Origin of the sequence: Kribbella steppae (genome assembly GCF_004342025.1) — a bacterium.
GTDB lineage: Bacteria > Actinomycetota > Actinomycetes > Propionibacteriales > Kribbellaceae > Kribbella > Kribbella steppae.
In genome coordinates this window covers 42,936-68,307 of sequence record NZ_SLWN01000025.1, presented here as the reverse complement: position 1 = coordinate 68,307, position 25,372 = coordinate 42,936, and the positions used below count along the sequence as shown (strand labels likewise).

At 68.2% G+C, this 25,372-nt stretch carries 24 protein-coding genes; 11 read left to right on the top strand and 13 right to left on the bottom strand.

Annotated elements, in window-relative coordinates; translation table 11 throughout:
- Positions 1–22 precede the first annotated feature (22 nt).
- Genes EV652_RS42380 through EV652_RS42375 form a run of 3 tightly spaced genes read left to right on the top strand, consistent with a single transcriptional unit; the run spans position 23 to position 2,551 of the window.
- A complete protein-coding gene (locus EV652_RS42380) occupies positions 23–823 on the top strand; it encodes a methyltransferase domain-containing protein (protein ID WP_132216720.1) in 801 nt (266 codons plus the stop codon).
- Complete coding sequence (locus EV652_RS44955; RefSeq protein ID WP_199238709.1) at positions 820–993, top strand: hypothetical protein; 174 nt, start codon at positions 820–822, stop codon at positions 991–993. Before EV652_RS42380 ends, EV652_RS44955 begins: the two co-directional genes overlap by 4 nt.
- A 10-nt stretch (positions 994–1,003) precedes the next feature.
- Positions 1,004–2,551, top strand: a complete 1,548-nt coding sequence (locus EV652_RS42375) for a CYTH and CHAD domain-containing protein (RefSeq protein ID WP_132216717.1) — start codon at positions 1,004–1,006, stop codon at positions 2,549–2,551.
- A 109-nt stretch (positions 2,552–2,660) separates the two neighbouring features.
- Here EV652_RS42375 and EV652_RS42370 read toward each other — a convergent pair whose 3' ends face one another.
- The 5 genes from EV652_RS42370 to EV652_RS42350 all read right to left on the bottom strand — a co-directional run bounded on the left by EV652_RS42370 (position 2,661) and on the right by EV652_RS42350 (position 7,643).
- Positions 2,661–4,307 carry a monocarboxylic acid transporter gene (locus tag EV652_RS42370; protein ID WP_132216714.1) on the bottom strand — a complete coding sequence of 549 codons (1,647 nt, stop codon included), beginning with the start codon at positions 4,305–4,307 and terminating at the stop codon, positions 2,661–2,663.
- Entirely contained in the window at positions 4,304–4,648 is a 345-nt protein-coding gene (locus tag EV652_RS42365; protein WP_132216711.1) for a DUF485 domain-containing protein, read from the bottom strand. The genes EV652_RS42370 and EV652_RS42365 overlap by 4 nt, the downstream gene beginning before the upstream one ends.
- 246 nt (positions 4,649–4,894) lie before the next feature.
- Positions 4,895–6,481, bottom strand: a complete 1,587-nt coding sequence (locus tag EV652_RS42360) for a sodium/solute symporter (protein ID WP_132216708.1) — start codon at positions 6,479–6,481, stop codon at positions 4,895–4,897.
- A complete protein-coding gene (locus tag EV652_RS42355) occupies positions 6,482–6,892 on the bottom strand; it encodes a hypothetical protein (protein ID WP_132216705.1) in 411 nt (136 codons plus the stop codon). It lies immediately after the preceding gene.
- A 1-nt stretch (position 6,893) separates the two neighbouring features.
- Positions 6,894–7,643, bottom strand: coding sequence for a LytR/AlgR family response regulator transcription factor (locus tag EV652_RS42350; RefSeq protein WP_132216702.1), 750 nt, complete (start codon positions 7,641–7,643; stop codon positions 6,894–6,896).
- 36 nt (positions 7,644–7,679) lie between these two features.
- Between EV652_RS42350 and EV652_RS42345 the strand changes: the two genes are divergently transcribed.
- Positions 7,680–8,687, top strand: a complete 1,008-nt coding sequence (locus tag EV652_RS42345) for an aldo/keto reductase (protein ID WP_199238708.1) — start codon at positions 7,680–7,682, stop codon at positions 8,685–8,687.
- Between the two features lie 14 nt (positions 8,688–8,701).
- Here the strand turns inward: EV652_RS42345 and EV652_RS42340 are convergent, their stop codons facing one another.
- The 5 genes from EV652_RS42340 to EV652_RS42320 all read right to left on the bottom strand — a co-directional run bounded on the left by EV652_RS42340 (position 8,702) and on the right by EV652_RS42320 (position 13,664).
- A complete protein-coding gene (locus EV652_RS42340; RefSeq protein ID WP_132216699.1) occupies positions 8,702–8,893 on the bottom strand; it encodes a hypothetical protein in 192 nt (63 codons plus the stop codon).
- A gap of 160 nt (positions 8,894–9,053) precedes the next feature.
- The gene (gene fdhA, locus EV652_RS42335) at positions 9,054–10,250 is read right to left on the bottom strand and encodes a formaldehyde dehydrogenase, glutathione-independent (protein WP_242002334.1); all 1,197 of its coding nucleotides are present in this window, start codon (positions 10,248–10,250) and stop codon (positions 9,054–9,056) included.
- A 233-nt stretch (positions 10,251–10,483) separates the two neighbouring features.
- Positions 10,484–11,617, bottom strand: a complete 1,134-nt coding sequence (locus EV652_RS42330) for a histidine kinase (RefSeq protein ID WP_132216693.1) — start codon at positions 11,615–11,617, stop codon at positions 10,484–10,486.
- A gap of 17 nt (positions 11,618–11,634) precedes the next feature.
- On the bottom strand, positions 11,635–12,372 hold the full coding sequence (locus EV652_RS42325; protein ID WP_132216690.1) for a metallophosphoesterase family protein: 738 nt from the start codon (positions 12,370–12,372) through the stop codon (positions 11,635–11,637).
- 107 nt (positions 12,373–12,479) lie between these two features.
- Positions 12,480–13,664: a hypothetical protein gene (locus tag EV652_RS42320; protein ID WP_132216687.1), complete on the bottom strand. Its 1,185-nt coding sequence runs from the start codon at positions 13,662–13,664 to the stop codon at positions 12,480–12,482.
- 207 nt (positions 13,665–13,871) lie between these two features.
- Here EV652_RS42320 and EV652_RS42315 point away from each other — a divergent pair, with 207 nt between their 5' ends.
- The gene (locus EV652_RS42315; protein WP_132216684.1) at positions 13,872–15,311 is read left to right on the top strand and encodes a serine/threonine-protein kinase; all 1,440 of its coding nucleotides are present in this window, start codon (positions 13,872–13,874) and stop codon (positions 15,309–15,311) included.
- Here the strand turns inward: EV652_RS42315 and EV652_RS42310 are convergent.
- Entirely contained in the window at positions 15,308–16,249 is a 942-nt protein-coding gene (locus EV652_RS42310) for a hypothetical protein (RefSeq protein WP_132216681.1), read from the bottom strand. The genes EV652_RS42315 and EV652_RS42310 overlap by 4 nt on opposite strands.
- Positions 16,250–16,370: 121 nt before the next feature.
- Between EV652_RS42310 and EV652_RS42305 the strand changes: the two genes are divergently transcribed.
- From EV652_RS42305 to EV652_RS42290, 4 genes are all read left to right on the top strand, one after another.
- Complete coding sequence (locus EV652_RS42305) at positions 16,371–17,705, top strand: dipeptidase (RefSeq protein WP_132216678.1); 1,335 nt, start codon at positions 16,371–16,373, stop codon at positions 17,703–17,705.
- A gap of 43 nt (positions 17,706–17,748) precedes the next feature.
- Positions 17,749–18,873 (top strand): NAD(P) transhydrogenase subunit alpha, encoded by a 1,125-nt coding sequence (locus EV652_RS42300; RefSeq protein WP_132216675.1) that lies wholly within the window; start codon positions 17,749–17,751, stop codon positions 18,871–18,873.
- Positions 18,874–18,988: 115 nt separating this feature from the next.
- The gene (locus EV652_RS42295) at positions 18,989–19,294 is read left to right on the top strand and encodes an NAD(P) transhydrogenase subunit alpha part 2 (RefSeq protein WP_132216672.1); all 306 of its coding nucleotides are present in this window, start codon (positions 18,989–18,991) and stop codon (positions 19,292–19,294) included.
- Entirely contained in the window at positions 19,291–20,661 is a 1,371-nt protein-coding gene (locus tag EV652_RS42290; RefSeq protein WP_132216669.1) for an NAD(P)(+) transhydrogenase (Re/Si-specific) subunit beta, read from the top strand. The genes EV652_RS42295 and EV652_RS42290 overlap by 4 nt, the downstream gene beginning before the upstream one ends.
- Before the next feature lie 217 nt (positions 20,662–20,878).
- Here the strand turns inward: EV652_RS42290 and EV652_RS42285 are convergent, their stop codons facing one another.
- Positions 20,879–21,862, bottom strand: a complete 984-nt coding sequence (locus EV652_RS42285) for a helix-turn-helix transcriptional regulator (RefSeq protein WP_242002333.1) — start codon at positions 21,860–21,862, stop codon at positions 20,879–20,881.
- 278 nt (positions 21,863–22,140) lie between these two features.
- On the opposite strand from EV652_RS42285, the gene purF reads away from it, so the two are divergent.
- Together purF and purM are read left to right on the top strand one after the other, a co-directional pair.
- Positions 22,141–23,703, top strand: a complete 1,563-nt coding sequence (gene purF, locus EV652_RS42280; protein ID WP_132216666.1) for an amidophosphoribosyltransferase — start codon at positions 22,141–22,143, stop codon at positions 23,701–23,703.
- Positions 23,704–23,745: 42 nt separating this feature from the next.
- On the top strand, positions 23,746–24,828 hold the full coding sequence (purM, locus tag EV652_RS42275) for a phosphoribosylformylglycinamidine cyclo-ligase (protein ID WP_132216663.1): 1,083 nt from the start codon (positions 23,746–23,748) through the stop codon (positions 24,826–24,828).
- Positions 24,829–25,016: 188 nt separating this feature from the next.
- On the opposite strand, the gene EV652_RS42270 is transcribed toward purM, so the two are convergent.
- On the bottom strand, positions 25,017–25,202 hold the full coding sequence (locus EV652_RS42270) for a DUF3073 domain-containing protein (protein WP_132216660.1): 186 nt from the start codon (positions 25,200–25,202) through the stop codon (positions 25,017–25,019).
- Positions 25,203–25,372: the final 170 nt, after the last annotated feature.

The following is a 25,372-nucleotide window of genomic DNA, read 5'->3' as shown; positions in this document are numbered from 1 at the left end:
ATAGTGGCGGCAGCGTAGAGATATGGGAACTGACTACGTGCACGGCTACACCCCCGCCGAGACCCGCCGGCTGACCGACCAGGCGCAGACTCTCGCCGACCTGCTGCATGCCGGGACCAGTTACCCGGCCGGGAGCCGCGTGCTCGAGGCGGGTTGCGGCGTCGGCGCGCAGACGGTCCAGCTGGTGACCCGCAGCCCAGGTATCGACCTCGTCTCGGTCGACATCTCCGAGGAATCACTCGCCCAGGCCAAGGCCCGGGTCGCGGCGATCGGTGCGGAGGTCGACTGGCATCACGGTGATCTGTTCGACCTGCCCTTCCCCGACGCATCCTTCGACCACGTCTTCCTCTGCTTCGTCCTCGAGCACCTGCCGAACCCGCACGAGGCGCTGGTCCGGCTGCGTCAGCTCCTGAAGCCCGGCGGCACGATCACCGTGATCGAAGGCGATCACGAGTCGGCCTTCTTCCACCCTCGGAGTACGGCGGCGCAAGCCGTCATCGACTGCCTCATCGACCTGCAGGCCTCGTCAGGCGGCGATGCCCTGATCGGTCGCCGCTTGCAGCCGTTGCTCAAGGACGCCGGGTACGACGACGTGCGGGCCTGGCCTTGCACCGTGTACGCCGACGAGACGCTGCCCCACCTGGTCGACGGGTTCACCCGGAAGACGTTCATCGCGATGGTCGAGTCGGTCCGGGAGCGAGCCATCGCAGCCGGGATGCGAACGCCGGCCGAATGGGCGCAGGGCATCCGCGACCTGGACAAAGCCGCCGAGTCGGGCGGCACCTTCCACTACACCTTCTTCAAATCGGTAGGCCTCAGATGATCACACTCCTAGTCCTCGCCGGACTCATCGGCTGGGCCCTCGAACGCAACCACCGTCGGCAGCGCTGGCCGTCCACACGGGGCATCGGGCACAACGCCGTACCCGATCGAGATCTGGAGCGAGCGGTCGCCGACGTGCGTGCGGCTGACCAGTTCATGAACTCCTGGTAAACAGGGAGGTATGGCGGCGACCGAGCAAGTGGAGATCGAGACCAAGTACGACGTCGACGAGCAGGCGAGCCTGCCCGCATTGCATGAGCTTCCCGGTGTCGTACGGGTTTCCCGGCCGGTCAAGTTGGAGCTGGAGGCGGTGTACTACGACACCGAAGCGCTGGATCTCGCGGCCAACAAGGTGACCTTGCGCCGGCGGTCCGGTGGTGAGGACGACGGCTGGCACGTGAAGTTCCCGAAGTCCTCGGGCGAACGGCTGGAGGTCCATCACCCACTCGGCCGTGTGGTCCGCAAGGTGCCGATCGCGGTGGTGCGGACGGTGCGGGTCCATGTTCGCGACTACGAGCTCGTCCCGGTCGTGACGCTGAGCACCACGCGCGTCGTCCGTCGACTGTTCGACGAGAGTGGCAACGTCCTCGCGGAGCTCGCCGACGACCGCGTCACCGCGACCGTCGCACCCGAGCTCGACGGAGCCGAGTCCGAGGGAGCCGAGTCCGAGGGAGCCGATCCCGAGGGAGCCGACCCCGAGACCTGGCGGGAGTGGGAGTTCGAGCTCGTCACCGGCGACAAGGAGCTGCTGGCGGCGGCCGACAAGTTGCTGAGCTCTGCGGGCGCGACACCCGCGGCGGGGCCGAGCAAGCTGGCCCGCGCCCTGGGCGACCGGGTGTCGATGCGTGATGAGTGGGAGCTGCCTTCGAAGCCGCGTACGTCGGACCTGTTCCGGGCGTACGCCGGCGCCCAGGTGCAGGCGATCCGGGAGCGGGATCCAGAGGTACGGCGTGACGTCCCGGACTCGATCCACAAGTTCAGGGTGGCGACGCGCCGGCTGCGTTCGGCCTTGGCGACGTACCGGCCGGTGCTGGACCGCGAGGCGGGCGACGAGATCCGGGATGAGCTGAAGTGGCTGGCCGGTGAGCTCGGGGTCGCGCGGGATGCTGAGGTCCAGCGTGAACACTTCGCCGCCGAGGTCGCCGAACAGCCGGTCGAGCTGGTGATGGGCCGGGTCGCGGGCCGAATCGACGACCACCTGCGGGCTGTGTACAAGGAAGGCCGAGCCGGCGCGCTGGCAGCGTTGGAGAGCGAACGCTACTTCCGGCTGCTGGACACTCTCGACGAGCTGATCGCTCAACCGCCGCTGGCCGGCGACGATCGCAAGGCGGCCAAGCAGATCCCCGATCTCCTCGATCACGATTGGAAGCGGATGCGGAAGGCGGTCCGCCGCTCCGAGGCCGCCGAGACCACGGCCGAGCAGGACCACGAACTCCACGAGGTCCGCAAGGCCGCCAAGCGACTCCGGTACGCCGCGGAGTCCGCCGAACCAGCCCTCGGCGACGAAGCCACCGACCTCGCCGCCCGCGCCGAAGAAGTCCAGGAAACCCTCGGCGCCCACCAAGACTCCGTCGTCTCCCGGGACCTCCTGCGCCAACTGGCCGTCCAGGTCCACCTCGACGGCGGCAACGCCTTCACCTTCGGCCGCCTCCACGCCGCCGAAGAACAACGAGGCATCGACTCCCGAGACGCCTTCTACGCCCTCTGGCCGTCCCTCAAACTCGGCTGAACGGAGAAGACGGACCCGGGCAGGGGGAGCCGGGTCCGTCTTCAGGGGCGGAGGTGGGGCTGCCAGGCAGGTTCGCGTTGGAAATCAGCAGGGCCTGCCTGACAGGTCTCTAGTGCCGCACCGCCTTCTCGGCGCCCGCGCCGGTCAGGGAGCGGACCTCCATCTCGGCGAACTTGTCGACGTTGGTCTGTTCCTTGCTGGTGACCGTGCCGAGCCAGCCGAGCGCGAAGGCCAGCGGGATCGAGACGATGCCGGGGTTGTCCAGCGGGAACCAATGGAAGTCGATGCTGGTGTCGGTGATCATCGACAGGCTCGCGCCAGTCTTGGCGTCCACCTTGCCGGAGACGACCGGGCTGAACGCGATCAGGATGATCGCCGAGCCCAGACCGCCGTAGATGCTCCACAGCGCGCCGCGGGTGTTGAACCGCCGCCAGAACAGCGAGTACAGGATGGTCGGCAGGTTCGCACTGGCCGCGACCGCGAACGCGAGTGCCACCAGGAACGCGATGTTCTGCCCGTTGGCGAAGATGCCGCCGATGATCGCGACCGCACCGATCACCAGCGCGGTGATCCGGGCGACCCGGACCTCGCCGTCCGCGTTGACCTGGCCCTTCTTGATCACCTGGCCGTAGACGTCGTGGGCGAACGACGTACTCGCGGTGATGGTCAGGCCGGCCACGACGGCCAGGATGGTGGCGAAGGCGACCGCGGAGATGACGCCCAGCAGCAGCTCACCGCCGAGCTCGAAGGCCAGCAGTGGTGCCGCCGAGTTCGCCTTACCGGGAGCGGCCCTGATCGCGTCCGGTCCGACGAGAGCGGCGGCGCCGTACCCGAGGACCAGGGTGAACAGGTAGAAGATGCCGATGATCCAGATCGCCCAGCTGACGCTGCGGCGGGCTTCCTTGGAGTTCGGCACGGTGTAGAAGCGCATCAGGACGTGCGGCAGACCCGCCGTACCGAGCACGAGGGCCAGCGCCAGCGAGATGAAGTCCAGCTTGCTGATGCCGGTCGCGCCGTACTGCAGACCCGGGTTGAGCAGCTTCTCGCCGGCCGCCGGGCTGTTGTCGACAGCAGCGCCGAGCAGGCTGGACAGGTTGAAGGTGTACTTCGCCAGCACCCACAGCGTCATGATGCCGGCGCCGATCACCAGCAGGACGGCCTTGATGATCTGCACCCAGGTGGTGCCCTTCATCCCGCCGACCAGCACGTAGGTGATCATGATGAGGCCGACCACGGCGATCACCAGGCTCTGCCCGGCCCGGCTGTCGATACCCAGCAGCAGGGCGACCAGACCCCCGGCGCCTGCCATCTGCGCCAGCAGGTAGAAGAAGCAGACGCCGAGGGTCGAGATCGCGGCCGCCATCCGGACCGGCCGCTGCTTGAGCCGGAACGACAGTACGTCGGCCATCGTGAAGCGGCCGGTGTTCCGGAGCAGCTCGGCGACCAGCAGCAAGGCCACCAGCCACGCCACCAGGAAGCCGATCGAGTAGAGGAAGCCGTCGTACCCGTTCAGGGCGATCGCACCCGCGATGCCGAGGAAGGACGCGGCGGACAGGTAGTCACCAGCGATCGCGACACCGTTCTGCGGGCCGGTGAAGGACCGGCCGCCGGCGTAGAAGTCGGCTGCGGTCCGGTTGTTCCGGGATGCCTTGATCACGATCGCCAGCGTCGCGATCACGAACAGCGCGAAGATCGCGATGTTGACCGTCGGGTTGCCGATGTCGGTTGCCAGCGGCAACAGCAGGGGGGCGCTCACTGGTCAACTCCCTCGATCTGGTGGCGAAGCGTCTCGGCGTCGGGATCGAGCCGCTTGTCGGCCCAGCGGACGTAGAACATCGTGATGGCGAAGGTCGACACGAACTGGCCGAGCCCGAACAGCAGCGCGACGTTGATGTTGCCGGCGACCTTCGTCGACATGAAGTCGGGTGCGTAGGCGGCGAGTAGGACGTAGAGGAAGTACCAGACCAGGAACACGCCGGTCATCGGGAACACGAAGCGCCGGAATCGGCGACGCAACTCGGAGAAGTCCGGGGACAGCTGGACGTCTCGGTACGTCGACACTTCCGGATCGCCCGCGGATCGCGTTGCGTCGCTCATCCGCGTCCTCGCTTCGCTCGGGGCGCGGATGTGCGCCATGGCGCACTGTGCCCGATGATGAACTCGCTTCGCTCGTTCATTCGCGGGACCTCCAGACGGATCAGGCCGGGCGGAAGACCGGCAGGGGTTGCTGGTCGTACTGTGGTCCGGCTCACGCCGCACAAACAGCATCCACACGCACTGAGCGCTCAGCGGACCACACCAGTCGACCGGTGGATCACCGTTCTGCGACGAGCGGTCGAATCCTCACGACGAGCGGTACGGCGACTGTGCTTGATCGGACCGCTCACGCAGCGGCAGTCCTCGGTCGACGTCGACGGCCTCGGGGGTGTGCAGGCGGACCATGCTGCGGGCGGTGCCGGCGGGGATCTTGTCCGGGGTCAGCTTGGACACCACGATCACGGTGATGAAGGCGAGCGGCATTGTCCACGCCGCCGGCTGCCCGACGAGTGCTTGCGGCCAACCGCTCTGCGGGCCGCCGATCACGTTGACCAGCGCCGCCGCGCTGGCCGCGACTCCACCGACGACGAGGCCGGCGGCGGCACCGGTCGTGGACATCCGCCGCCACCAGATCCCCAGCACCAGCAGGGGACAGAACGTCGACGCGGCCACGGCGAACGCCAGCCCGACGGTGTCCGCGAGGCTCAGCGACCCGGTCAGGCGGAACGCCAGATAGGGTATGCACATCGACAGCAACGCCGCGATCCGGAAGCTGTTCACCGCGACGTAGTCACCACCGGTCCACCGGTGCAACCTGCTTCGCAAGAGGTCCTGGTCGATCACCCCAGCGATCGCGACGGTCAACCCGGACGACGTCGACAGGAACGCCGCGAACGCTCCCGCAGCGACCAGCGCCCCGAGCAGATCCCCTGCTGTACCAGGGAAAATCCGTCCCGGCAGCTCCAGTACGACGGTATCCGCGCCACTCCCGACCAGGTCCGGAGCGAACGTCCTTCCGAGGATGGCGTACATCGGCGGGAACAGGTAGAACGTCCCCAGCAGCGCCAGTACGACGACCGTCGTACGACGTGCCGCCCGTCCGTCCGGGTTCGTGTAGAAGCGGACGAGCACGTGCGGCAGGCCCATCGTTCCGAAACAAAGGGCCAAGAGCAACGAATAGGTCGCGTACAGCGGATGGTCCCGGCCGTCCGCGGTGGACAACGGCTCGGCCCATACCGCTCCGGCGCCCTGTAGCGACTCCAGTACGCCGACCGGATGCTCGGAGGATCGCCAGGCGATCAGAATGACGAAGACCGGCAGGGCCAGGGCCGTGAGTTTCAGCCAGTACTGGAACGCCTGGACGAAGGTGATCGAACGCATCCCGCCCGCCGCGACGTTGATCACCACGATCACCGCGACGACCGCGGCGCCGACATCGGGTGGTGCGCCGGTGACCGTTTGCACGGTGAGGCCGGCGCCGTGGAGCTGAGGCAGCAGGTAGAGCGTGCCGATGCCGACTACCAGACCGGCGCAGATCCGTCGTACGACGGCCGACTCGAACCGGGTCTCGGCGAAGTCGGGCAAGGTGTACGCACCCGATCGGCGTAGCGGTGCGGCGACGAGCACGAGCAGCATCAGGTAGCCGACCGTGTATCCGATGGAGAACCAGAGCATGTCGGCGCCGTTGACCAGCACCAGTCCGGCGACGCCGAGGAACGATGCCGCCGACAAGTATTCGCCGCTGATCGCGGATGCGTTCCAGCGCGGCGTGACCACCCGGCTGGCGACGTAGAAGTCACTGGTGGTGCGCGAGATCCGCAGCCCGAACAGGCCGATCCCGATCGTCGCCACGATCACCAGGCCGATCCCGATCAGACTCGTTGCCGGTGACATCTACTCTTGCCGCCCCACGAACTCGGTGAAGTCGGCCTCGATCCGCTCGGCGTTGCGGACGTACAGCCGGGCGGAGACGTACACGACCGGGTAGACCACGATGCCGAGGATCACCCAGGGCAGCGGCAGGCCGAAGATGTCGAGTGTGCGGGTGGCCGGGACGAGTGCGAACAGCAGCGGGATGCCGCCCAGTACGACGGCCGCACCGCCGATGACGGCGAGGGCGAGGCGGAGCTGGGACTGGATCAGCGAGTGCATGTAGATCTCGCCGAGCCTGGTCTGCTCGTCGATCTCGCGGGTACCGGTCGGGATGATCGGCCGGCGCGCGGCACTCGTCCGCGGACTGGTCACCCGCACGCGCCGAGGTACGCGTTGCCCGGCGGTGTCCTCGGGGCCCTCCGGCGTACTCATCTCATCCGCGCAGTGACGTCGACCGGACCAGGAGGTCGCGGAGCTCACGGGTGTGGCGACGGCTGACCGGGAGCCAGTCGCCGCCGACGCGGACCGCGCACCGGCCGCCGTCGACGCGCATCTCGTCCACGTGCGCGAGGGCAACGAGCGTACTGCGGTGGATCCGGGTGAACCCGGCGTCGCGCCAGCGTTCCTCTAACGTGCTGAGCGGGATACGGACCAGGTGCGAGTTCTGCCCGGTGTGCAGGCGGGCGTAGTCACCCTGCGCCTCGACGTAGCGGACCGTCGAGCGCTGGACGAACCGGGTGACGCCGGCCAGCTCGACCGGGATCACCTCGTCGTCGGACTCGTCGGCGCTCTGCAGTGCGGCCGGCGCGCCCGCCGTCACTACCCGGCGGACCGCCTCCGACAGCCGCTCCGCCCGGACCGGCTTCATCACGTAGTCGGTCGCCTCGAGTTCGAACGCCGCCACCGCGTGTTCGTCGTACGCGGTGACGAAGACGATCTGCGGGCGCGGGTGGCGGAACTTGGACAGCACCGTGGCCAGGTCGATCCCGGTCAGGCCGGGCATCTTGATGTCGCAGAACACCACGTCCAGCTCGGCGGCCTGCAGGATCTTCAGCGCGTCCGGCCCGTTCGACGCGGTCTTGATCTCGCCGATCCGGTCGTCCTGGGAGAGCAGGTACACCAGCTCGGCCAGGGCGGGCTCCTCGTCGTCCGCGACCAGCGTGCGCAGGGGAGTGTCGGCCATGCCCACACACTAATGCCAAGGAATCGGGCCGCCGAGATGAAGAACGGCAAATCGGAGCTACTGTCTATACAGGGTGCTGGTGGGATGATCGAGCCGGGTTCGCTGTCGATGACGCTGGGGCAGACGGACGTGCGTGTGTCCCGGCTCGGCATCGGGGCGATGGTCTGGGGCGACATGTCGACCGCGCCACGATGGAATCCCGCGCGTAACGCCTACGGACCGACCAGCACTGCCGACGACCAGCGAGCGGCGCTCGACGTGAGCCTGTCCGCCGGGATCAACCTCGTGGACACCGCGGCGATGTACGGGAAGGGCGCTTCCGAGCGCAGGGTTGGCGAGCTGACGGCTGGTAGGGACGTCGTGGTGGCGACCAAGTTCCCGTTCGGCCCCTTCTCCCGTGCGAGCAGTCTGCCGGCAACGTTGGACGGCAGCCTTGCCCGCTTGCGACGGACGACGATCGACCTGTACCAGGTCCACTACCCGGTCCGATGGATGTCGATCCCAACGCTGATGAACCTGATGGCGGACGCCGTCGAGGCGGGAAAGATCCGCGCGGTGGGGGTGAGCAACTACAGCGCCGAACAGATGCGCACCGCCCATGCTGAACTCGCCCGCCGCGGCCAGGTGCTCGCCTCCAATCAGGTCCAGTACTCGCTGCTGCACCGCGACCCCGAGACGGATGGCGTGCTCGATGCCTGCCGCGAGCTCGGGGTGACCCTCATCGCCTACATGCCGCTGGCCTCTGGGGCACTCACCGGCAAGTACTCCGCTGCCACCAGACCAGCAGGATGGCGGCGCTACAGCCGCCCGTTCCGCAGCGAGAACCTGGCGAACCTGGTCGATCTCCTGGGCGAAGTCGGTGACCGCCACGACAGGAGCCCCAGTCAGGTCGCCTTGCGATGGTTGATCCAGCAGGACGGGGTGCTGCCCATCCCCGGCGCCAAGAACACGGCTCAGGCCGCCCAGAACGCCGGAGCACTCAGCTTCACGCTGGATGACGCGGACGTCGAGGCGCTCAGCTGGGCCACCGAGGCCGATAGGTGAGCTCGAGCAGCAGCTCAGGACAGCATGTGCGGAGGGTGGTCGGGCTGGTGCTCCCAGCGGAGGCGGCTCGAGCCGAAGCCCGCAGCGTGGACGCCGTCGTGGCCGCGCGGGCGCCGACAGTAGTAGTGCGGCGAGTAGAGGTCTCGGCAGGAGTCCTGGTACGTCGTGTAGGCGAACTCGAGGTCGAGCCGGCTGTCACTGCTCATGCTGTGCTGCTCATGGAGGGGGTCGCTCTCGTGACGGATTGCCCTCCCTGCAGTATGACCAGCGAGTTGTTACCGGCACGTTTCGCCGCGGTCACGACTCTGCGCCCGCGGACGGCGACGGGAGCCTGGCCGTGACCCAGCTCCCGTCGGTCTGCCCGGGCTACTTGATCAGTCCGTGCGGGTCGAGCACATACTTGCGCGCCGCCCCCTGGTCGAACTGGCTGTACCCCTGCGGCGCCTCGTCCAGTGGAATGACCGTGGCGTTCACGTTCTTCGCGATCTGCGTCCGGTCGTGCAGGATCGCCTGCATCAACTGGCGGTTGTACCGCATGACCGGGCACTGTCCGGTCGTGAACGACAGCGACTTGGCCCAGCCGAGTCCCAGCCGGATCGACAGCGAGCCGGACTTCGCGGCATCGTCGGCCGCACCGGGATCGCCGGTGACGTAGAGGCCGGGGATACCGACCGCGCCGCCGGCGCGGGTGACGTCCATGACCGTGTTCAGCACGGTCGCGGGACGCTCGGTCTGGGCGTCGGTGCCGTGGCCGTGTGCCTCGAACCCGACCGCGTCGATCGCGCTGTCGACCTCCGGCACCCCGAGGATCCGCTCGATCTGGTCCTTCGGATCACCCTCCGACACATCGACCGTCTCGCAGCCGAAACTGCGGGCCTGCTCCAGCCGTTCCTTCTGCAGATCGGCCACGATCACAACTGCCGCGCCGAGCAGGAAGGCCGACGTGGCCGCGGCCAGGCCGACCGGCCCGGCGCCCGCGATGTAGACGGTCGAACCGGTCCCGACGCCGGCCGTGACAGCACCGTGGTACCCGGTCGGGAAGATGTCCGACAGCATCGCCAGGTCGCGGATCTTCTCCAGCGCCTGGTCCTTGTCGGGGAACTTCAGCAGGTTCCAATCGGCGTACGGCACGAGCGCGTACTCCGCCTGGCCACCGACCCAGCCGCCCATGTCGACGTACCCGTACGCCGACCCCGGCCGGTCCGGGTTCACGTTCAGGCAGACGCCGGTCTTGCCGTCCTTGCAGTTGACACACCGCCCGCAGGCGATGTTGAACGGGACGGACACCAGATCGCCGACCTTGATGAACTCGACGTCCGGGCCGATCTCCGCCACCTCGCCGGTGATCTCATGACCGAGCGCGAGCCCGGACGGTGCCGTCGTCCGGCCGCGGACCATGTGCTGGTCGCTGCCACAGATGTTGCTGGCCACCACCTTGAGGATCGCCCCGTGAGGAATCTGCCGACCCACGTTCGCGGGGTTGACCCCCGGGCCGTCCTTGAGCTCCAGACTCGGGTAGTCGATCGTCTCGACCGCCACGTCGCCCGGGCCTTTGTAAATCACTGCCCTGTTACCTGGCACGAGTAAACTGCTCCTCTCCAGGAGGCTCCACCGCGGAACGCCATGGAGCCGTGTGAAATCGCTGTCGTGGGCTGCGATCGCCCCCTGAGAAGGCGATCCAGTCGTCGCCTGCCCCGCCCAGGTGAATCCCGTTCCAACGGCGATGCTCCCGCGGATACACAAGGCCAACGCCCTCGGGGGATTGCTGTTGACGCTAGTCCGCCCCACCACCACGGTCAACGCGAGACAGCGTGTACACCTGAGGAGTATTTGGGAACGCGGAAGGTGACCTTCGTGCCGGCGTCGACGGCGGTCTCCACGACCAGGCCGTAGGCGTCGCCGTACACCTGCCGGAGCCGGGCGTCCACGTTGCCGAGGCCGACCGAGTCGCTGCCCGACTCACCGGACAGCGCGGCCCGGATCACCTCGGGGTCGCTGCCGGCGCCGTCGTCCTCCACGCTGATCTCGGCCTCGTTGATCCGGTCCCGGGCGCGGATGGTGATCCGGCCGACACCGGTGGTGCCTTCCAGCCCATGGCGTACGGCGTTCTCCACCAGCGGCTGGACGACGAGGAACGGGATGACCACCGGCAGCACCTCGGGTGCGATCAGTAGCGAGACCTTCAACCGGTCCCCGAACCGGGCCTGCTCGAGCACCAGGTACCGCTCGACGTTGCGCAACTCGTCGGCCAGCGTGGTGAACTCGCCACCACGTCGGAGTGCGTACCGGGAGAAGTCGGCGAACTCCAGCAGCAGTTCACGCGCCCGCTCCGGGTCGGTCCGCACGAACGACGCGATCGCGGCGAGCGCGTTGTAGATGAAGTGCGGGCTGATCTGCGCCCGCAGCGCCCGCAGTTCGGCCTCCATCGCCCGGGTGCGCTCCCTGTTGAGCTCCGCCAGCTCCACCTGGCCCGACACCCAGCGGGCGACCTCCTCGGTCGCTCTGACCAATGCCGCGGACGACTTGATGCTGTAGGCGAGCAGTACGGCGACCACCCGCTCCTCGGTCACGATCGGAGCGACGACCGCCGTACGGATCGGACACTGCGGATCGCCACAGGCCACGTCGTGCGCTCCCAACACCGCCGTACGCCCGGTGCGGAGGGTGGGAGCGGCGAGCGCCTTCGCATCGCCCCGGTGGTTGCTCTCGTAGGGTCCACCGACCCCGTCCCAGGCCAGTACGCCGGACGAGTCGCAGATGGCGATGGCCGCCGTACCAAGGAGGTCCCTGAGGTGGCGGCTCGCTTTGCCGGCCGCGGCGGGGGTCAGGCCCTCGCGCAGGTGAGGTGTGGCCAGCGAGGCGGTATGCAGAGTCGCGTACGTCGCCTTGTCAGCCAGAGTCCCGAAATGCTTCCGCCGTCGTGCGAACACGTGTCGACGGTAGCCGCTCAGCCCTCCGCGCGGGGCCTGAACGCCTCCAGCGCCTCTGTGTCGGAGTAGTTGGAGAGGAGGTATTCGGCTACCCAGGCCTCGCGGCCGGGGTACGACGACTCCGCGACGATCCGGTCCGCTGCCTTCGTACTGTCCAGGGCTGACCGCCGGAGCTGGACCCCCTCGGGCGTCACCAGAGCCCAGCTGGGGCCAGGAGCGCCGTACGGCATCCCGACGCTGCCGGCATTGACCACCAACCGCCGATCGACCTGCCGCGCGAACGGCATGTGCGTGTGCCCGCAGACCACCGTCCTGACCTCGTCCGGCAGCCCACTGAACACCTGAGCCCAGCGCGAGATCGGACTGTCCACCAACACCATCTCTTCGTCATCCCTCGGCGTCGCGTGGCAGTACAACGCCTCGCCGATCGTCGCAGTCGTCGGCAGCCCCGCCAGCAACTCCACCTGATCCGCCCGCAACTCCCGCGCCGCCCACGGACTCACAGCATCAGGCGGCTCCTGGGTGAACTCCCCCCGAGCCATCTCCACCAGCTCCCGGTCCGCATTCCCCCGGACCCAGACCACCCGCTCCCCAAGCGACTGGAGCAGATCCAGCGTCTCCACCGGCAACGGCCCACTGGCAATATCCCCAGCCAGCACGATCCTGTCGGCCTGCTGGACGTCCCCCTCCGCCAACACGGCCTCCAACGCAGGCAAAACCCCATGAACATCCGCCAACACAGCAACTCGCGTCATGCCGCCAGTCTGGCCCCGCGCGACCTCAGACGGAGTGCAGTTAGCTGTCGGCAGACGGCGCCGAGGATCGGGCCTGGCACCTCACGTGTAAAGCACGCGGGCGAGAGTCAGGTGCCGATCTCTGTCGCCTTGTCGACGGCGATCGGGGTGGCGAGTTCACAGTCGGGCGTGGCGAGGTTGCAGCGGATGATGGCGCGCTCGACTCCGGTCTCCTCGCCCTGGCCCTTGCCGACGGCAACGATCAGGACGTGCTGGTCGTCCTCGGCAACGATCTGGTGGAAGCAGCCGTTCCACTCGCGGATCAGCTTGCCGGTCCGGGTGTCCACGGCGGCCTGGACCCCGTTGCAGTAGCCGTCGCCGTACGCCGGCCCGCCGACCGCAGTTACCGTGTCCGGGGTGAATCCGGTGACCCAGTAGTCGCAGGTTCGTGAGAACTGCTTGCCGGAGGCGACCTCGACCATCGAGGAGCAACTGCCGCCGTCGTTGATCAGGTTGACCGAGGCGGCCACACGGCCGTCTCTCGACACCGCCGACGGTGAGGTGACCGTCTTGACCAGTGTCGGCTTCGCTTCACCGGGCACCCAGCTATAGAGCTTCCAAGCGCCCGTGTCATCGGTGTCCGCGCGGTAGTAGACCTTGCCATCGACGTACTCGAGCACCTGGACGCTCCAGGCGTCCGGCACCTTCAGTGATCTCACCGAGCCGCTCTCGCCCACAGTCTCGGCGTAGACAGTGCCCCCCTGCTTCTTGGTGCCACCGAGGTTGCTGATCCAACTGGACCCGTACGCCGCCGCGGATTGGTCAGCCGTCGTCGCCAGCGACGTCACGTCGGGAGTACGCCGGACTTCGCCGGTGCCGTCGACTTTCAGCAGTTCGGTGTCGTCCTCGCCGGTCATGACGACAGCCAGAGCCGCGATGTCCAGGCGACCGATCGCGATGATGCCTCCGGTGCCGGGGATCTTGAGTGGGCTGCCGGCGCCGCCGCGGACCTCGCGGCCGACCAGGTGCGGGATCTGGGGAGCACGGCCCTGGGAGAGCTTGTTGATGTCCACCGTGACCTTGACCGGGCCGGTGGATTTCGGTGGGGCGGTGGTCGGCTTTGTGGTAGGAGTCGGCTTGACGGGCGTGGGGGTCTTGGACGGTGTCTGTGGCGACGGGGAGCCGGTCAACGGGGCGGCCTCGGCTTGGGCGGCCTCGGGGCCCTGGCGGTAGGCGAAGGCGGCGCCGATGGCTACTGCGGCTACTGCTACTGATGCGACCAGGATGACCAGGCGCCTGTTGTTGTTCCGCATCAGCGGACTCCTCACTCACGATCCGAGCAGTAGGGACTCGGGGGACAGCAGCGACCGCAACCGCGGCCAACGGTTGTTTGCTGGTCGTCACCCGTCCCTCGTCCGTCGCCGTTTGAGACGCTCCGAAGACCCGGTTTGTTCGCTCCGAAACGCCGTACTGCTCGCTCCGGCGAACGTGTCGCAGGAGGTATCGAGCATAATTGCGCCATGGACCAGCCAGAGCGGATCGGCCGGTACGCCCTGGTCCGCCGGGTCGGTGCCGGGGGTTTCGCGACGGTGTGGCTGGCCCGGGACGAGCAACTCGACGCCGAGGTCGCGGTCAAGATCCTGTCCGACAACTGGATCGAGGACGACGACGTCCGGCGCCGGTTCCTGGCCGAGGGACGGTTCCTCCGCAAGGTCGACTCGCTGTACGTCGTGGGTGTCCACGACATCGGGGAGACCGAGGACGGGCGCCCGTACATGGTCCTCACCTATGCCGACGGCGGCACGCTGGCGGAGCGGATCAAGGCCGGTCCGCTGGAGCTCGCCGACGCGGTCCGCATCATCACCGAGGTCGGCAGGGGCCTCAAGCACCTGCACGCCCGCGGTGTCCTGCACCGCGACGTGAAGCCGGCCAATGTGCTGTTCCGGACCGAGGAGCAGGGCAACGACCGCGCGATGCTGTCCGACCTCGGGCTGGGCAAGTCCCTGGCCGAGGTCTCGCGGATCACCATGCCCGGCGGCACCCCGTCGTACGTCGCGCCGGAGCAGGTACGAGGTGAACGCCTGGACCACCGGGCGGACCTCTACTCGCTTGGGGCGGTCGCGTACGCCGCCTTCACCGGCCAGGCACCGCACGGCGTGGCCAGCCTCGGTGCGGTGATGCAGATCGAGTCACCACCGCCGTCCATGACGACTCACCGCGCGGACGTCCCGGACGCGATCGATGTCGTCGTACGACGTGCACTCGAGCCGGACCGGGACAAGCGCTGGCCGGACCTGGACAGCTTCCTCAACGCGCTGCGAGAGGCTCACACGACCGGCAAGATCCCGCCGGGCCTGGTGCCTGCCGCCGAAATGCCCACCCCCGCCACCACGACGGGTCGCGTCGACCAAGCCACCGCCCTTGCCAGCGACAACCAGTTGACAGTCACCACACCACCGCGGCGGCGTGCGCGCTCCCGGGTGATCGCCACCCTCGCCGCCATCCTCCTGGCAGCCGCCGGCGGCTACGGCGGCTACCAATTCGTGCTTACCCGGCCGGTGAAGGTGGAGTACGAGCAGCTGTCCGTCGAGGTGCCACGGGACTGGTCGCAGAAGGCCGAGCGGGCTGACGGACCTGCGCTGCTGGTGACTGAGGACACGGCAAACTGGGGCAAGTCCACGGAGGTCGATGGCGTGTACACGGGCCTCGTGAACGGAACCAACCTTCCGACCACCAGCACACCCCCGCCCGGCTGTGACACAGTCCCAGGCGAGACGCAGGATGTCGATGGCCGGAAGGCTGTCCTCTTCCGATACAGCTGCAATACGGCCCACAGCGTCTACGAGCGGTTCATCCAGTACCCCGGCGGCAAGCTGCTGCAGGTCCAGGTGCGGGACGACAACGCCGGCCAGCGACAGGACGTGCTGGACTCGGCGTCGTACCTCCCGCCAGGTGGTTAAGGCACCAGCGACGTCAGGCTGGAGATGGACGCCTTGTGGAGGCGGGGGATGACGTTGAGGGTGGCGGGGTCGGAGCCGTAGAGGTGTGAGGCGGACTCGTAGACCAGGTACGCGGTGCCGTTGTACTCCGTGATTCCCTCTGTCATGCTCGGTGCCCGGAAGCAGCTCAGCGCCGCCGCGTCCAGGTCCTTCTGACCGCGTTTGACCACGTAGAGGTTGCTGCGGTTGGTGCGCCCGTAGGACGTGCTGTAGATGAAGTGGTTGGCCGTCACCGTCAGACCCTGCGTCTTGGTCGGCACCTCCCACGCACCCGCGACAGTGGTCAACGTTCCGTCGGCCGCGATCTTGTACTCGTACATGACCCCGCGACCCGTCTCATTGAACGACCCGGAGAACAGCGAGGCGCCATAGCTACCGATGAACGACGAGGCGGCCACGTCCCTGGCTGTCCCGACCTGCGTGAGGTACGGCGTACCAGCAGCCTTCATCGCATCCCGCAACGCAGTCAGGCTGTACTTACGAATGCTGCTGCCCTGACCGGACACGAATGCCCAGCCCTGGCTGACGGTGATGCCGCCGACGTGGGACTCGGCGATGGCGACCACACCGACGGTGGAGCCGGTGGACGGGTCGATGCCGTAGATCTGTGAGTCGGCGCCGGTGCGGTACGACGCGACCAGGAGCAGGTTCTTGCCGGAGCCGTCCCAGTTGTACCAAGTGCCGGCCCCCTGCGGGGTGTGGGTGCTCAGGTTGGGGATGCTCGCGCTGTTGCTGAAGCGGGCGTCGTACTTGTAGGAGGCGGACGGGCCGTCGTAGAAGGTCGAGCCACCGCTGGTGGCGGTGTCACAAGTGATCGCAGCCCTGGCGGGCAGTGCGGCGGTAAGGGCGGCGACGGAGGTGATCAGGACGGTGAGAATGGCGAGTGGGCGTCTGGCCATGATGAGGGATCCTCTGAGGTTGGGCGGAAACCTACGAGAATTCCAGAGTAGATCGCCAATGAGTAACGCGCGAGGGTGAACTGGGCGTCGGCTCCGCGAACGGACGCCGTACGGTAGGCGCATGACCGATCTGTCCGCGGCGATCGACCGCGTTCTGCCCAGCGTCCGTGCCGACCTCGAGGACCTCATCCGGATCCCTTCGGTCAGCTACGAACCGGCCCGCGCGGCCGACGTCCAGCGCTCCGCCGACGCGACCGCGGCGCTGTTCGAGGCCGAGGGATTCACAGTGAAGATCGTCCGGGCCGGCGAGGGTGCGCCGGCAGTGATCGCGAAGAAGTCCGCGCCTCCCGGGAAGCCGACTGTGCTGCTGTACGCGCATCACGACGTCCAGCCGACCGGTCCGGTCGAGCAGTGGACGTCGGACCCGTTCGTGCCGACCGAGCGCGGCGACCGGCTGTACGGCCGGGGCGCGGCCGACGACAAGGCCGGGATCGCCGCCCACCTGGCCGCCGTACGGGCCTTCGGCAACGATCTGCCGGTGGGTGTGACGGTGTTCGTCGAGGGTGAGGAGGAGATCGGTTCGCCGACCCTGCTGCAACTGCTGGACGAGTACTCCGACGAGCTGGCCGCCGACGCGATCGTGATCGCGGACTCCGGCAACTGGGACATCGGCCAGCCGGCGCTGACCGTGTCGCTGCGCGGTCTGGTCGAGGCGTACGTCGAGGTGCGCACGCTGGACCACGCGGTCCACTCCGGTCTGTTCGGCGGACCGGTCCCGGACGCCCTGACGACGTTGTGCCGGCTGCTCGCCACCCTGCACGACGAGAAGGGTGATGTCGCGGTGGACGGGCTGCACGCTTCGCGGGCGGCGGATGTGGATTACCCGGAGGACCGGCTGCGGGCCGAGTCGAGTGTGTTGGACTCGGTCCGGCTGACCGGCTCGGGTTCGCTCGTCGACCGCCTGTGGACTCGCCCGTCGATCGCCGTACTGGGTATCGACGCGCCGTCGGTGGCGGAGGCCAGCAACACGCTGGTCCCGGTCGCGCGGGCCAAGATCAGCCTGCGGGTCGCGCCCGGCGACGATGCGATCAAGGCCAGCGCGGCGCTGCGCGAGCACCTGGAGCAGAACGCTCCGTGGGGTGCGCAGGTGACCGTGACCGAGGGCCAGACCGGCCAGCCGTGCAGCGTGAACGCGCGGGGCGCCGGGTACGAAGCGGCCCGGTCGGCCTTCCAGACCGCGTGGGGTGTCGCGCCGATCGACATGGGCATGGGCGGCTCGATCCCGTTCATCGCCGAGTTCCAGCAGACCTTCCCGCAAGCCTCGATCCTGGTCACCGGGGTGGAGGATCCGGACACCCGCGCCCACGGCATCGACGAGGGCCTGCACCTGGCCGAGTTCACCAAGGTCTGCCTCGCCGAGGCACTCCTGCTCCAGAACCTGGCCAAGTCCTCTTGACCGGGCTTTCCGGCGACCCAGTGTTTGGCATAGGTTTCGGCGAGTGAAGATCGCAGTCGTACGGGAGACCAGACCGGCCGAGCGCCGGGTCGCGCTGGTGCCGGAACAAGTCGCGAAACTCATCGAGCTCGGCTACGAGGTGGCGGTCGAGCCGGCCGCCGGCGAGCGGGCGCTGTATTCCGACGACCAGTACCGCGACGCCGGCGCCGAGGTCGCCTGGGGTGCGGACCACGCGGCCACCATCGTGGCATCGGTGCAGCCCTTGGAGCGCGAGCGTCTGCAACGGCTGCACGCCGGTACGGCGCTGATGTCGTTCCTGCCGACGAACCCGCCGGATGTGGTCCGGTCCGCTTCCCGGGCCAAGCTGACGCTGTTCGCGATGGAGCTGGTTCCGCGGATCTCCCGGGCCCAGTCGATGGACGCGCTGTCCTCCCAGGCCCTGGTCGCCGGATATCGCGCGGCGATCGTCGCGGCCGAGCGGCTGCCGCGGTTCTTCCCGCTGAACATGACCGCGGCCGGTACGGTCCCGCCGGCCCAGGTCCTCGTCCTCGGCGCCGGAGTGGCCGGCCTGCAGGCGATCGCGACGTGCAAGCGCCTCGGCGCCGTGGTCAAGGCGTACGACGTCCGGACCGCCGCCGCCGAGGAGATCGCGTCGATGGGCGCCGTACCGATCGAACTGGAACTCGGCACCCTCGACGGACCCGGTGGATACGCCCGCGAGATGACGGCGGAACGGGCCCAGTTGCAGCGTGAACTGCTCACCCCGTACGTCGCCGCCGCGGACGCCCTGATCACCACAGCCGCCGTACCCGGCCGAACCGCACCGATGCTGGTGTCGCGGTCGATGGTCGAGCAGATGAAGCCCGGCTCGGTCGTCGTCGACCTGGCCTCCGAGCAGGGCGGCAACGTCGAGGGCTCGGTCGCCGGTACCGAGTTGACCATCGGTGATGCACTGGTCTGGGGCGGTGCGAACGTCCCGAGCCAGATGGCCGGACCGGCCAGCCGGCTCTACGGTCAGAACATCACCAACCTGATCCGGTTGATGACCCGCAACGCGGCGTTCGATCCGGACTTCGACGACGAGATCGTCCGCGGCTGCTGCGTCACCCACGACGGCAGCGTGCTGCACGAGCCCACCCGCGAGCTCCTGGAAGGACAGGCCCCGTGACGGTATTGATGCCACGCCTCCGGCGTGGCGGGTCATGGGGCTTTGCCTCCCGGCCTTCCCTCGTCACTCCAGTCGCTTCGCTCCCTCCGCTCCTCAGTCCAGGCCGGGAGGCCCCATGACCGAGTCCATTGCGCTGCTGACGATCTTCGTGCTGGCCGCGTTCGTCGGCGTCGAGGTGATCAGCAAGGTCTCCTCGACCCTGCACACCCCGCTGATGTCCGGGGCGAACGCGATCCACGGCGTCATCCTGGTCGGCGCCATCATCGTCACCGGTCAGGCAGAGTCCGCGATCGTGGTGGTCGTCGGGCTGCTGGCCGTCGTACTCGCGACCGTCAACATGGTCGGCGGGTTCGTGGTCACCGACCGGATGCTGGAGATGTTCAAAGGCCCGGGGGCGCGCAAGAAGGAGCTGCACAAGTGATCCCCACCTGGGCCCAGATCGGGTATCTGGTCGCCGCGGTCTGTTTCATCGTCGCGCTGAAGGCGCTGTCGTCGCCGAAGTCCGCCCGGGCCGGTAATGCGCTCGGCGCGGCCGGCGCGGTGCTCGCGGTGGTGATCACCTTCGTCGCCTACAAGCCGGACCACCTGGCGCCGATCCTGATCGCACTGGGCGTCGGCACCGTCGGCGGTGTGGTCGGGTCGCGCCGGGTGCAGATGACCCACATGCCGCAGCTCGTTGCCCTGTTCAACGGTGTCGGCGGTGGCGCGGCCGCCCTCGTCGCGCTGATCGAGCTCGGCGAGGTGCACGACGGTCAGACCATCGCCGCGATCGCCACCGCGTTCACCGTCCTGGTCGGCGCGATCAGCTTCTCCGGTTCGATCGTGACGTTCGCCAAGCTGCAGGAGCTGATGACGACCCGGCCGGTGACCTTCCCCGGTCTGCCGGTGCTGTTCATCGCTTCGGTCCTCGGCGGGATCGCCCTGGCCGGCTGGCTGGTCTCCGAACCGCGGGTGTGGGTCGGCGTACTGCTCTGCCTGGTGGGTCTCGCGGTCGGCGTGATGCTGGTGCTGCCGGTGGGTGGCGCCGACGTACCGATCGTGATCTCGCTGCTGAACGCCTTCACCGGTCTGACCGTCGCGGCCGGCGGTTACGTGCTCGGCAACACGCTGCTGCTGGTGGCCGGCACACTGGTCGGCGCGGCCGGTACGTTGCTGACCAAGCTGATGGCCGACGCGATGGGCCGCTCGGTCTTCAACATCCTCTTCGGTGCGGTCCGGGGCGGTTCGACCCTGGGCGGCGGTACGGCGTCCGAGCGGCCGGTCATCTCCGGTGGCGCGGAGGACGTGGCCATCCTGCTCGGGTACGCGAACAAGGTCATCATCGTGCCCGGCTACGGCCTCGCGGTCGCCCAGGCGCAGCACACCCTGCGGGACCTGGTCGAGGAGCTGCAGGGCCGCGGTGTGAAGGTCGACTACGCGATCCACCCGGTCGCCGGCCGGATGCCGGGCCACATGAACGTGTTGCTGGCCGAGGCGCAGGTCCCGTACGACCAGCTGCGCGAGATGGACGACATCAACGGCGACTTCAAGTCCACCGATGTCGTCCTCGTCGTCGGCGCCAACGACGTCGTGAACCCGGCCGCCCGCACGACGCCGAGCGCCCCGATCTACGGCATGCCGATCCTGAACGCCGACGAGGCGCACCGGGTCATCTTCCTCAAACGTTCGATGCGCCCCGGATTCGCCGGTATCGAGAACGAACTCCTCTACGACCCGCGAACCACCCTGCTGTTCGGCGACGCAAGAGACTCCCTGACCAAACTCCTCGCCGCCCTCAAGACGGTCTGACCACTGATTACGATGTCATTGGCGCAGTGTCATTGGTAATGGGCGCGAACTAAAGCACGTCCAGGACCTGATGGCAAGCTGTTGGCATCTTCCTGCCGGGTACGACGGTCAGCGGTCCATACCGGATGTGGCCGGAAACCCCTGCCGGGGCAGGCTTTCCGGCCCTGGCGGCGGACCGGAGAATTCCTCGGGATTTCCGCGCCGGAAAAGGTTGTGATCAGACCCAGCCGCGTTTGGCTGCGGCCACGCCCAATTCGAATCGGCTGGCCGCGTCGAGTCGTTCGGAAAGATTCGCGGTAATTCGGCGGGCGGTGCGCAACGAAATACCGAGTAAACGGGCGACCTGTTCGTCTTTCGCGCCGCCGGCGAGCAAACGCAGAACCTCGGCCTCGTGCGGGGTGAGCGGGGCATTCTCGTCGCGGTCCTCGGGGGCGAACATCTCGGTGGCGCGCGACCAGTAGGCGTCGAACAGGGCGAGGGTGACCGAGACGACGGCCGGGGTGCGGTGGATCACCGCGCCGGCGGTCGGGTTCTCCGGGTCCATCGGCATGATCGCGATCTCCTGGTCGAAGATCAGCAGCCGCATCGGCAGGGTCGGGGTCGCGCGCACCTCGCCGCCGAGGCGGTGCATGGTCGCCGCGTACTCCAGGGCCTGTTTCGACGAGGTCATGCTCTGCAGGTAGACGGTCCGCATCTTCAGGCCGCGTTCCAGCAACGTGAAGTCCGGTGACCGGTCCACCTGGTGGATCGTGTCGTCGATATGGGCCGGCACCAGGCCCCAGAACGTGTCCCGGGCCTTCAGTGCGAGTTCCTCGATCCGGCGGGAGGCGTTCGCCCGGCCCTTCAGCAACTCCACGTCACCACTGCTGCGGGCGGTGAGGAGCTCGTTGTACTGCTCGGCGACGACCTCGGCGGACGCCTCGGCCTCCTTGAGCTCGCCGAGCATCTTGTTCAGCTCGGTCCGGCGCCGCTCGGCCAGGCCGGTCAGCCCGACCCGCGGGTGGACCGCGTGCTCCGACTCCGGGTTGGTCCAGGTGGGGACCAGCAGCTCGAGCTTGCGGAGCTGGTCCAGCAGTTCGCGGACTTCCGGCACCGGACGTTTTACTAGCGCGGCAATCTGCTCCGGCGTACTGTCTGGGTGGCTGAGAAGGGCGTGATAGACCGCAAAGGTGGCTTCGTCCACCCCCAGCGGTTCGAGCACGATCCTTCTCCTCCAGAAACTTGTCGGAACCGACCATATACAGAGTGCGTCGACAAAGAGCACTCAATAGGTGGTTTCGGATTATTTCTGAAGGGACTAGTTGTGATCAAGAAGGTGCTGACTGTAGTTGCGGTCGTCCTGCTTCTCGCGTCGGCCTCGCCGCTGACCGCATCCGCCGCCGGTGGCAGCGACGCTTGCCACCTGATCGCGGCCTGCTGGTAGTCCCACCGGGATCGGTGGTGGCCGGAAGGCCGGTCCGCGTCCCGTAGACTGCTGGTGTGGCTCGTGGCGATGGTCGGCTCACCCATGATCTTGACCCGCAGGATCTCGGACCGCAGGACGCCTGTGGCGTCTTCGGGGTCTGGGCACCGGGGGAAGAGGTCGCCAAACTCACCTATTTCGGGCTCTACGCTCTGCAACACCGCGGGCAGGAGTCGGCTGGCATAGCGGTCAGCAACGGCAGCCAGATCCTCGTCTACAAGGACATGGGGCTGGTCAGCCAGGCGTTCGACGAGGCGACCCTGGCGTCGCTGCGCGGACATATCGCGATCGGACACTGCCGGTACTCGACCACCGGGTCGAGCGTGTGGGCGAACGCCCAGCCGACCTTCCGGTCCACCGCGACCGGGTCGATCGCGCTCGGTCACAACGGCAACCTGACCAACACCGGTGAGTTGGCCGCCAGCCTGAACGGCGGCGGCGACCTCGACCTCGGGCTGGACGTCGAGGTCGAGCACGCGAAGGCGAACGCCAAGCACAGCGCCTCCTCCGACACCGACATCCTCACCTCGATGCTGGCCGGGTATCCGGACCTCACCATCGACGAGGCGGCGGCGAAGATCCTGCCGAAGGTCAAGGGCGCCTACAGCCTGATCTTCATGGACGAGAACACCCTGTACGCCGCCCGCGACCCGCAGGGCATCCGCCCGCTGGTGCTTGGCCGGCTCGAGCGCGGCTGGGTGGTCGCCAGCGAGACCGCCGCGCTCGACATCGTCGGCGCCTCGTTCATCCGGGAGATCGAGCCCGGCGAGATCGTCGCGATCGACGCCGAGGGGCTGCGCTCGACCCGGTTCGCCGAGCCGGACCCCAAGGGCTGCCTGTTCGAGTTCGTCTACCTGGCCCGCCCGGACACCCAGATCTCCGGCCAGCGGATCCATTCCACCCGGGTGGAGATCGGCCGCCGGCTGGCCCGGGAGCACCCGGCCGACGCCGACCTCGTCATCGCCACCCCGGAGTCCGGCGTACCGGGCGCGATCGGGTACGCCGAGGAATCCGGCATCCCGTACGGATCAGGCCTGGTCAAGAACGCCTACGTCGGCCGGACCTTCATCCAGCCCAGCCAGACCATCCGCCAGCTCGGTATCCGGCTCAAGCTGAACCCGCTGCGCGAGGTGATCGAGGGCAAGCGGCTGGTGGTGGTCGACGACACGATCGTCCGCGGCAACACCCAGCGTGCGGTGATCCGGATGCTCCGCGAGGCCGGCGCGAAGGAGATCCACGTACGGATCACCGCGCCGCCGGTGAAGTGGCCGTGCTTCTACGGCATCGACTTCGCCAGTCGCGCGGAGCTGATCGCGAACGGCCTGAACACCGAGGAGATCTGCCGCTCGCTCGGCGCCGACTCGCTCGGCTACATCAGCCTGGACGCCCTGGTCGAGTCCACCACGGTGCCGAAGGAACGACTCTGCCGTGCCTGCTTCGACGGGGTCTACCCGGTCGCGCTGCCGGACCCGGAGCAGCTCGGCAAGCACCTGCTGGAGCTGCCAGTGGCCACCGACATCGACGGCCTGGCGACGGTCTCCGGCGGTGCCGGTGCGGCCGACGCTCTGAGCCGTCCGTAGGCATTCGATCTGACCGGCGGACGCCGTACCGAGGAGAAGAACGTGAGTGAAGGGGCGAGCTACGCCGCCGCCGGAGTCGACATCGAGGCCGGTGACCGGGCCGTCGAGCTGATGAAGGAGTGGGTGGCGAAGGCGACCCGCCCCGAGGTGGTCGGCGGTCTCGGCGGGTTCGCCGGCCTGTTCGACGCGACCGCGCTGACGTCGTACCGGCGGCCGCTGCTGGCGACCTCGACCGACGGCATCGGGACCAAGGTCGCGATCGCGCAGAAGCTCGGCAAGCACGACACGATCGGGTTCGACCTGGTCGGGATGGTCGTCGACGACCTGGTCGTGTGCGGTGCCGAACCGCTGTTCATGACCGACTACATCTGCACCGGCAAGGTGGTCCCGGAGACGATCGCGCAGATCGTGAAGGGGATCGCCGAGGCCTGCGTGGAGGCCGGTACGGCGCTCGTCGGCGGCGAGACCGCCGAGCACCCGGGCCTGCTGGAGCCGGACGAGTACGACGTGGCCGGCGCCTCGACCGGTGTGGTCGAGGCCGACGAGGTGCTCGGCGCGGAGCGTGTGCGCGCGGGTGACGTGGTCGTCGCGATGGGCTCGTCGGGCCTGCACTCGAACGGGTACTCACTGGTCCGGCACGTGTTCTTCGAGCGGGCGAAGTGGTCGCTGGACCGCGAGGTGCCGGAGCTGGGCGCCACGCTCGGCGAGGTGCTGCTGACGCCGACCCGGGTCTACGCCAAGCACTGCCTCGAGCTGATCCAGGAGCTGAACGGCGAGTTCGACGGCGACGCGAAGCCGCTGCACGCGATGTCGCACATCACCGGCGGTGGGTTCGCGGCCAACCTGGCCCGCGTCATCCCCGCCGAGCTGTCGGTCCGGATCGACCGCTCCACCTGGACGCCGGCGCCGATCTTCGGTCTGGTCGGGCTGCTCGGCGACGTCGCGCTCCCCGAGCTGGAGAAGACGCTGAACATGGGTGCCGGCATGGTCGCCGTACTGGATCCGTCGGCTGCCGACCGGGCCGTCGCGGCGCTGGCCTCCCGGGACATCCCGGCCTGGATCTGCGGTGAGGTCAGCCAGACCCCCGGCGGCACGGTCACCCTCGAGGGCACGTACGCCAAGTAGCTCCTGGCTGTAGCTGGGTTGCGTGTACCGCCGACGCTACAGCTGAGCCAGACGACCGCGGGTGCCGCCTGATTTCGGGTAGGCGGCACCGCTACGGCTACTGCTGGTGTGGTGGACCTCGTCGGGCGCACGACTACCGCTCAGGCACCCGTGAGGGTGCTTGAGCAGTTCAGCCGGGCTGGTGTTGCCTACCGACGGGGGTGGTAGTCGTCGGCGTCGCTGTCGTCGCCGTCGTTCTCGCCGTTTGCAGAACGGTCGCCACCTTGGTCACCGGACAGCTCACGCTTGAGCTGATCCAAATCGGTGTCCCAGGTGCGGTACTTCAGGTCGCGAGCGACCTTCGTCTGCTTGGCCTTTGCACGGCCGCGCCCCATAGCGTCGACCCCCTCGCACAAGTCAACCGGGTACGCAGCGTGGCGCCCACGGATCAGTCGTCAGTAATCGTGTTTCTAGGATACCCGGAGCGCGGGATCGACACACGCACCGGCCCCCTGGCTGGACCCCGAGAGGTCCGATCACACCGCCGGTGGGGTGGGTCCGGTCC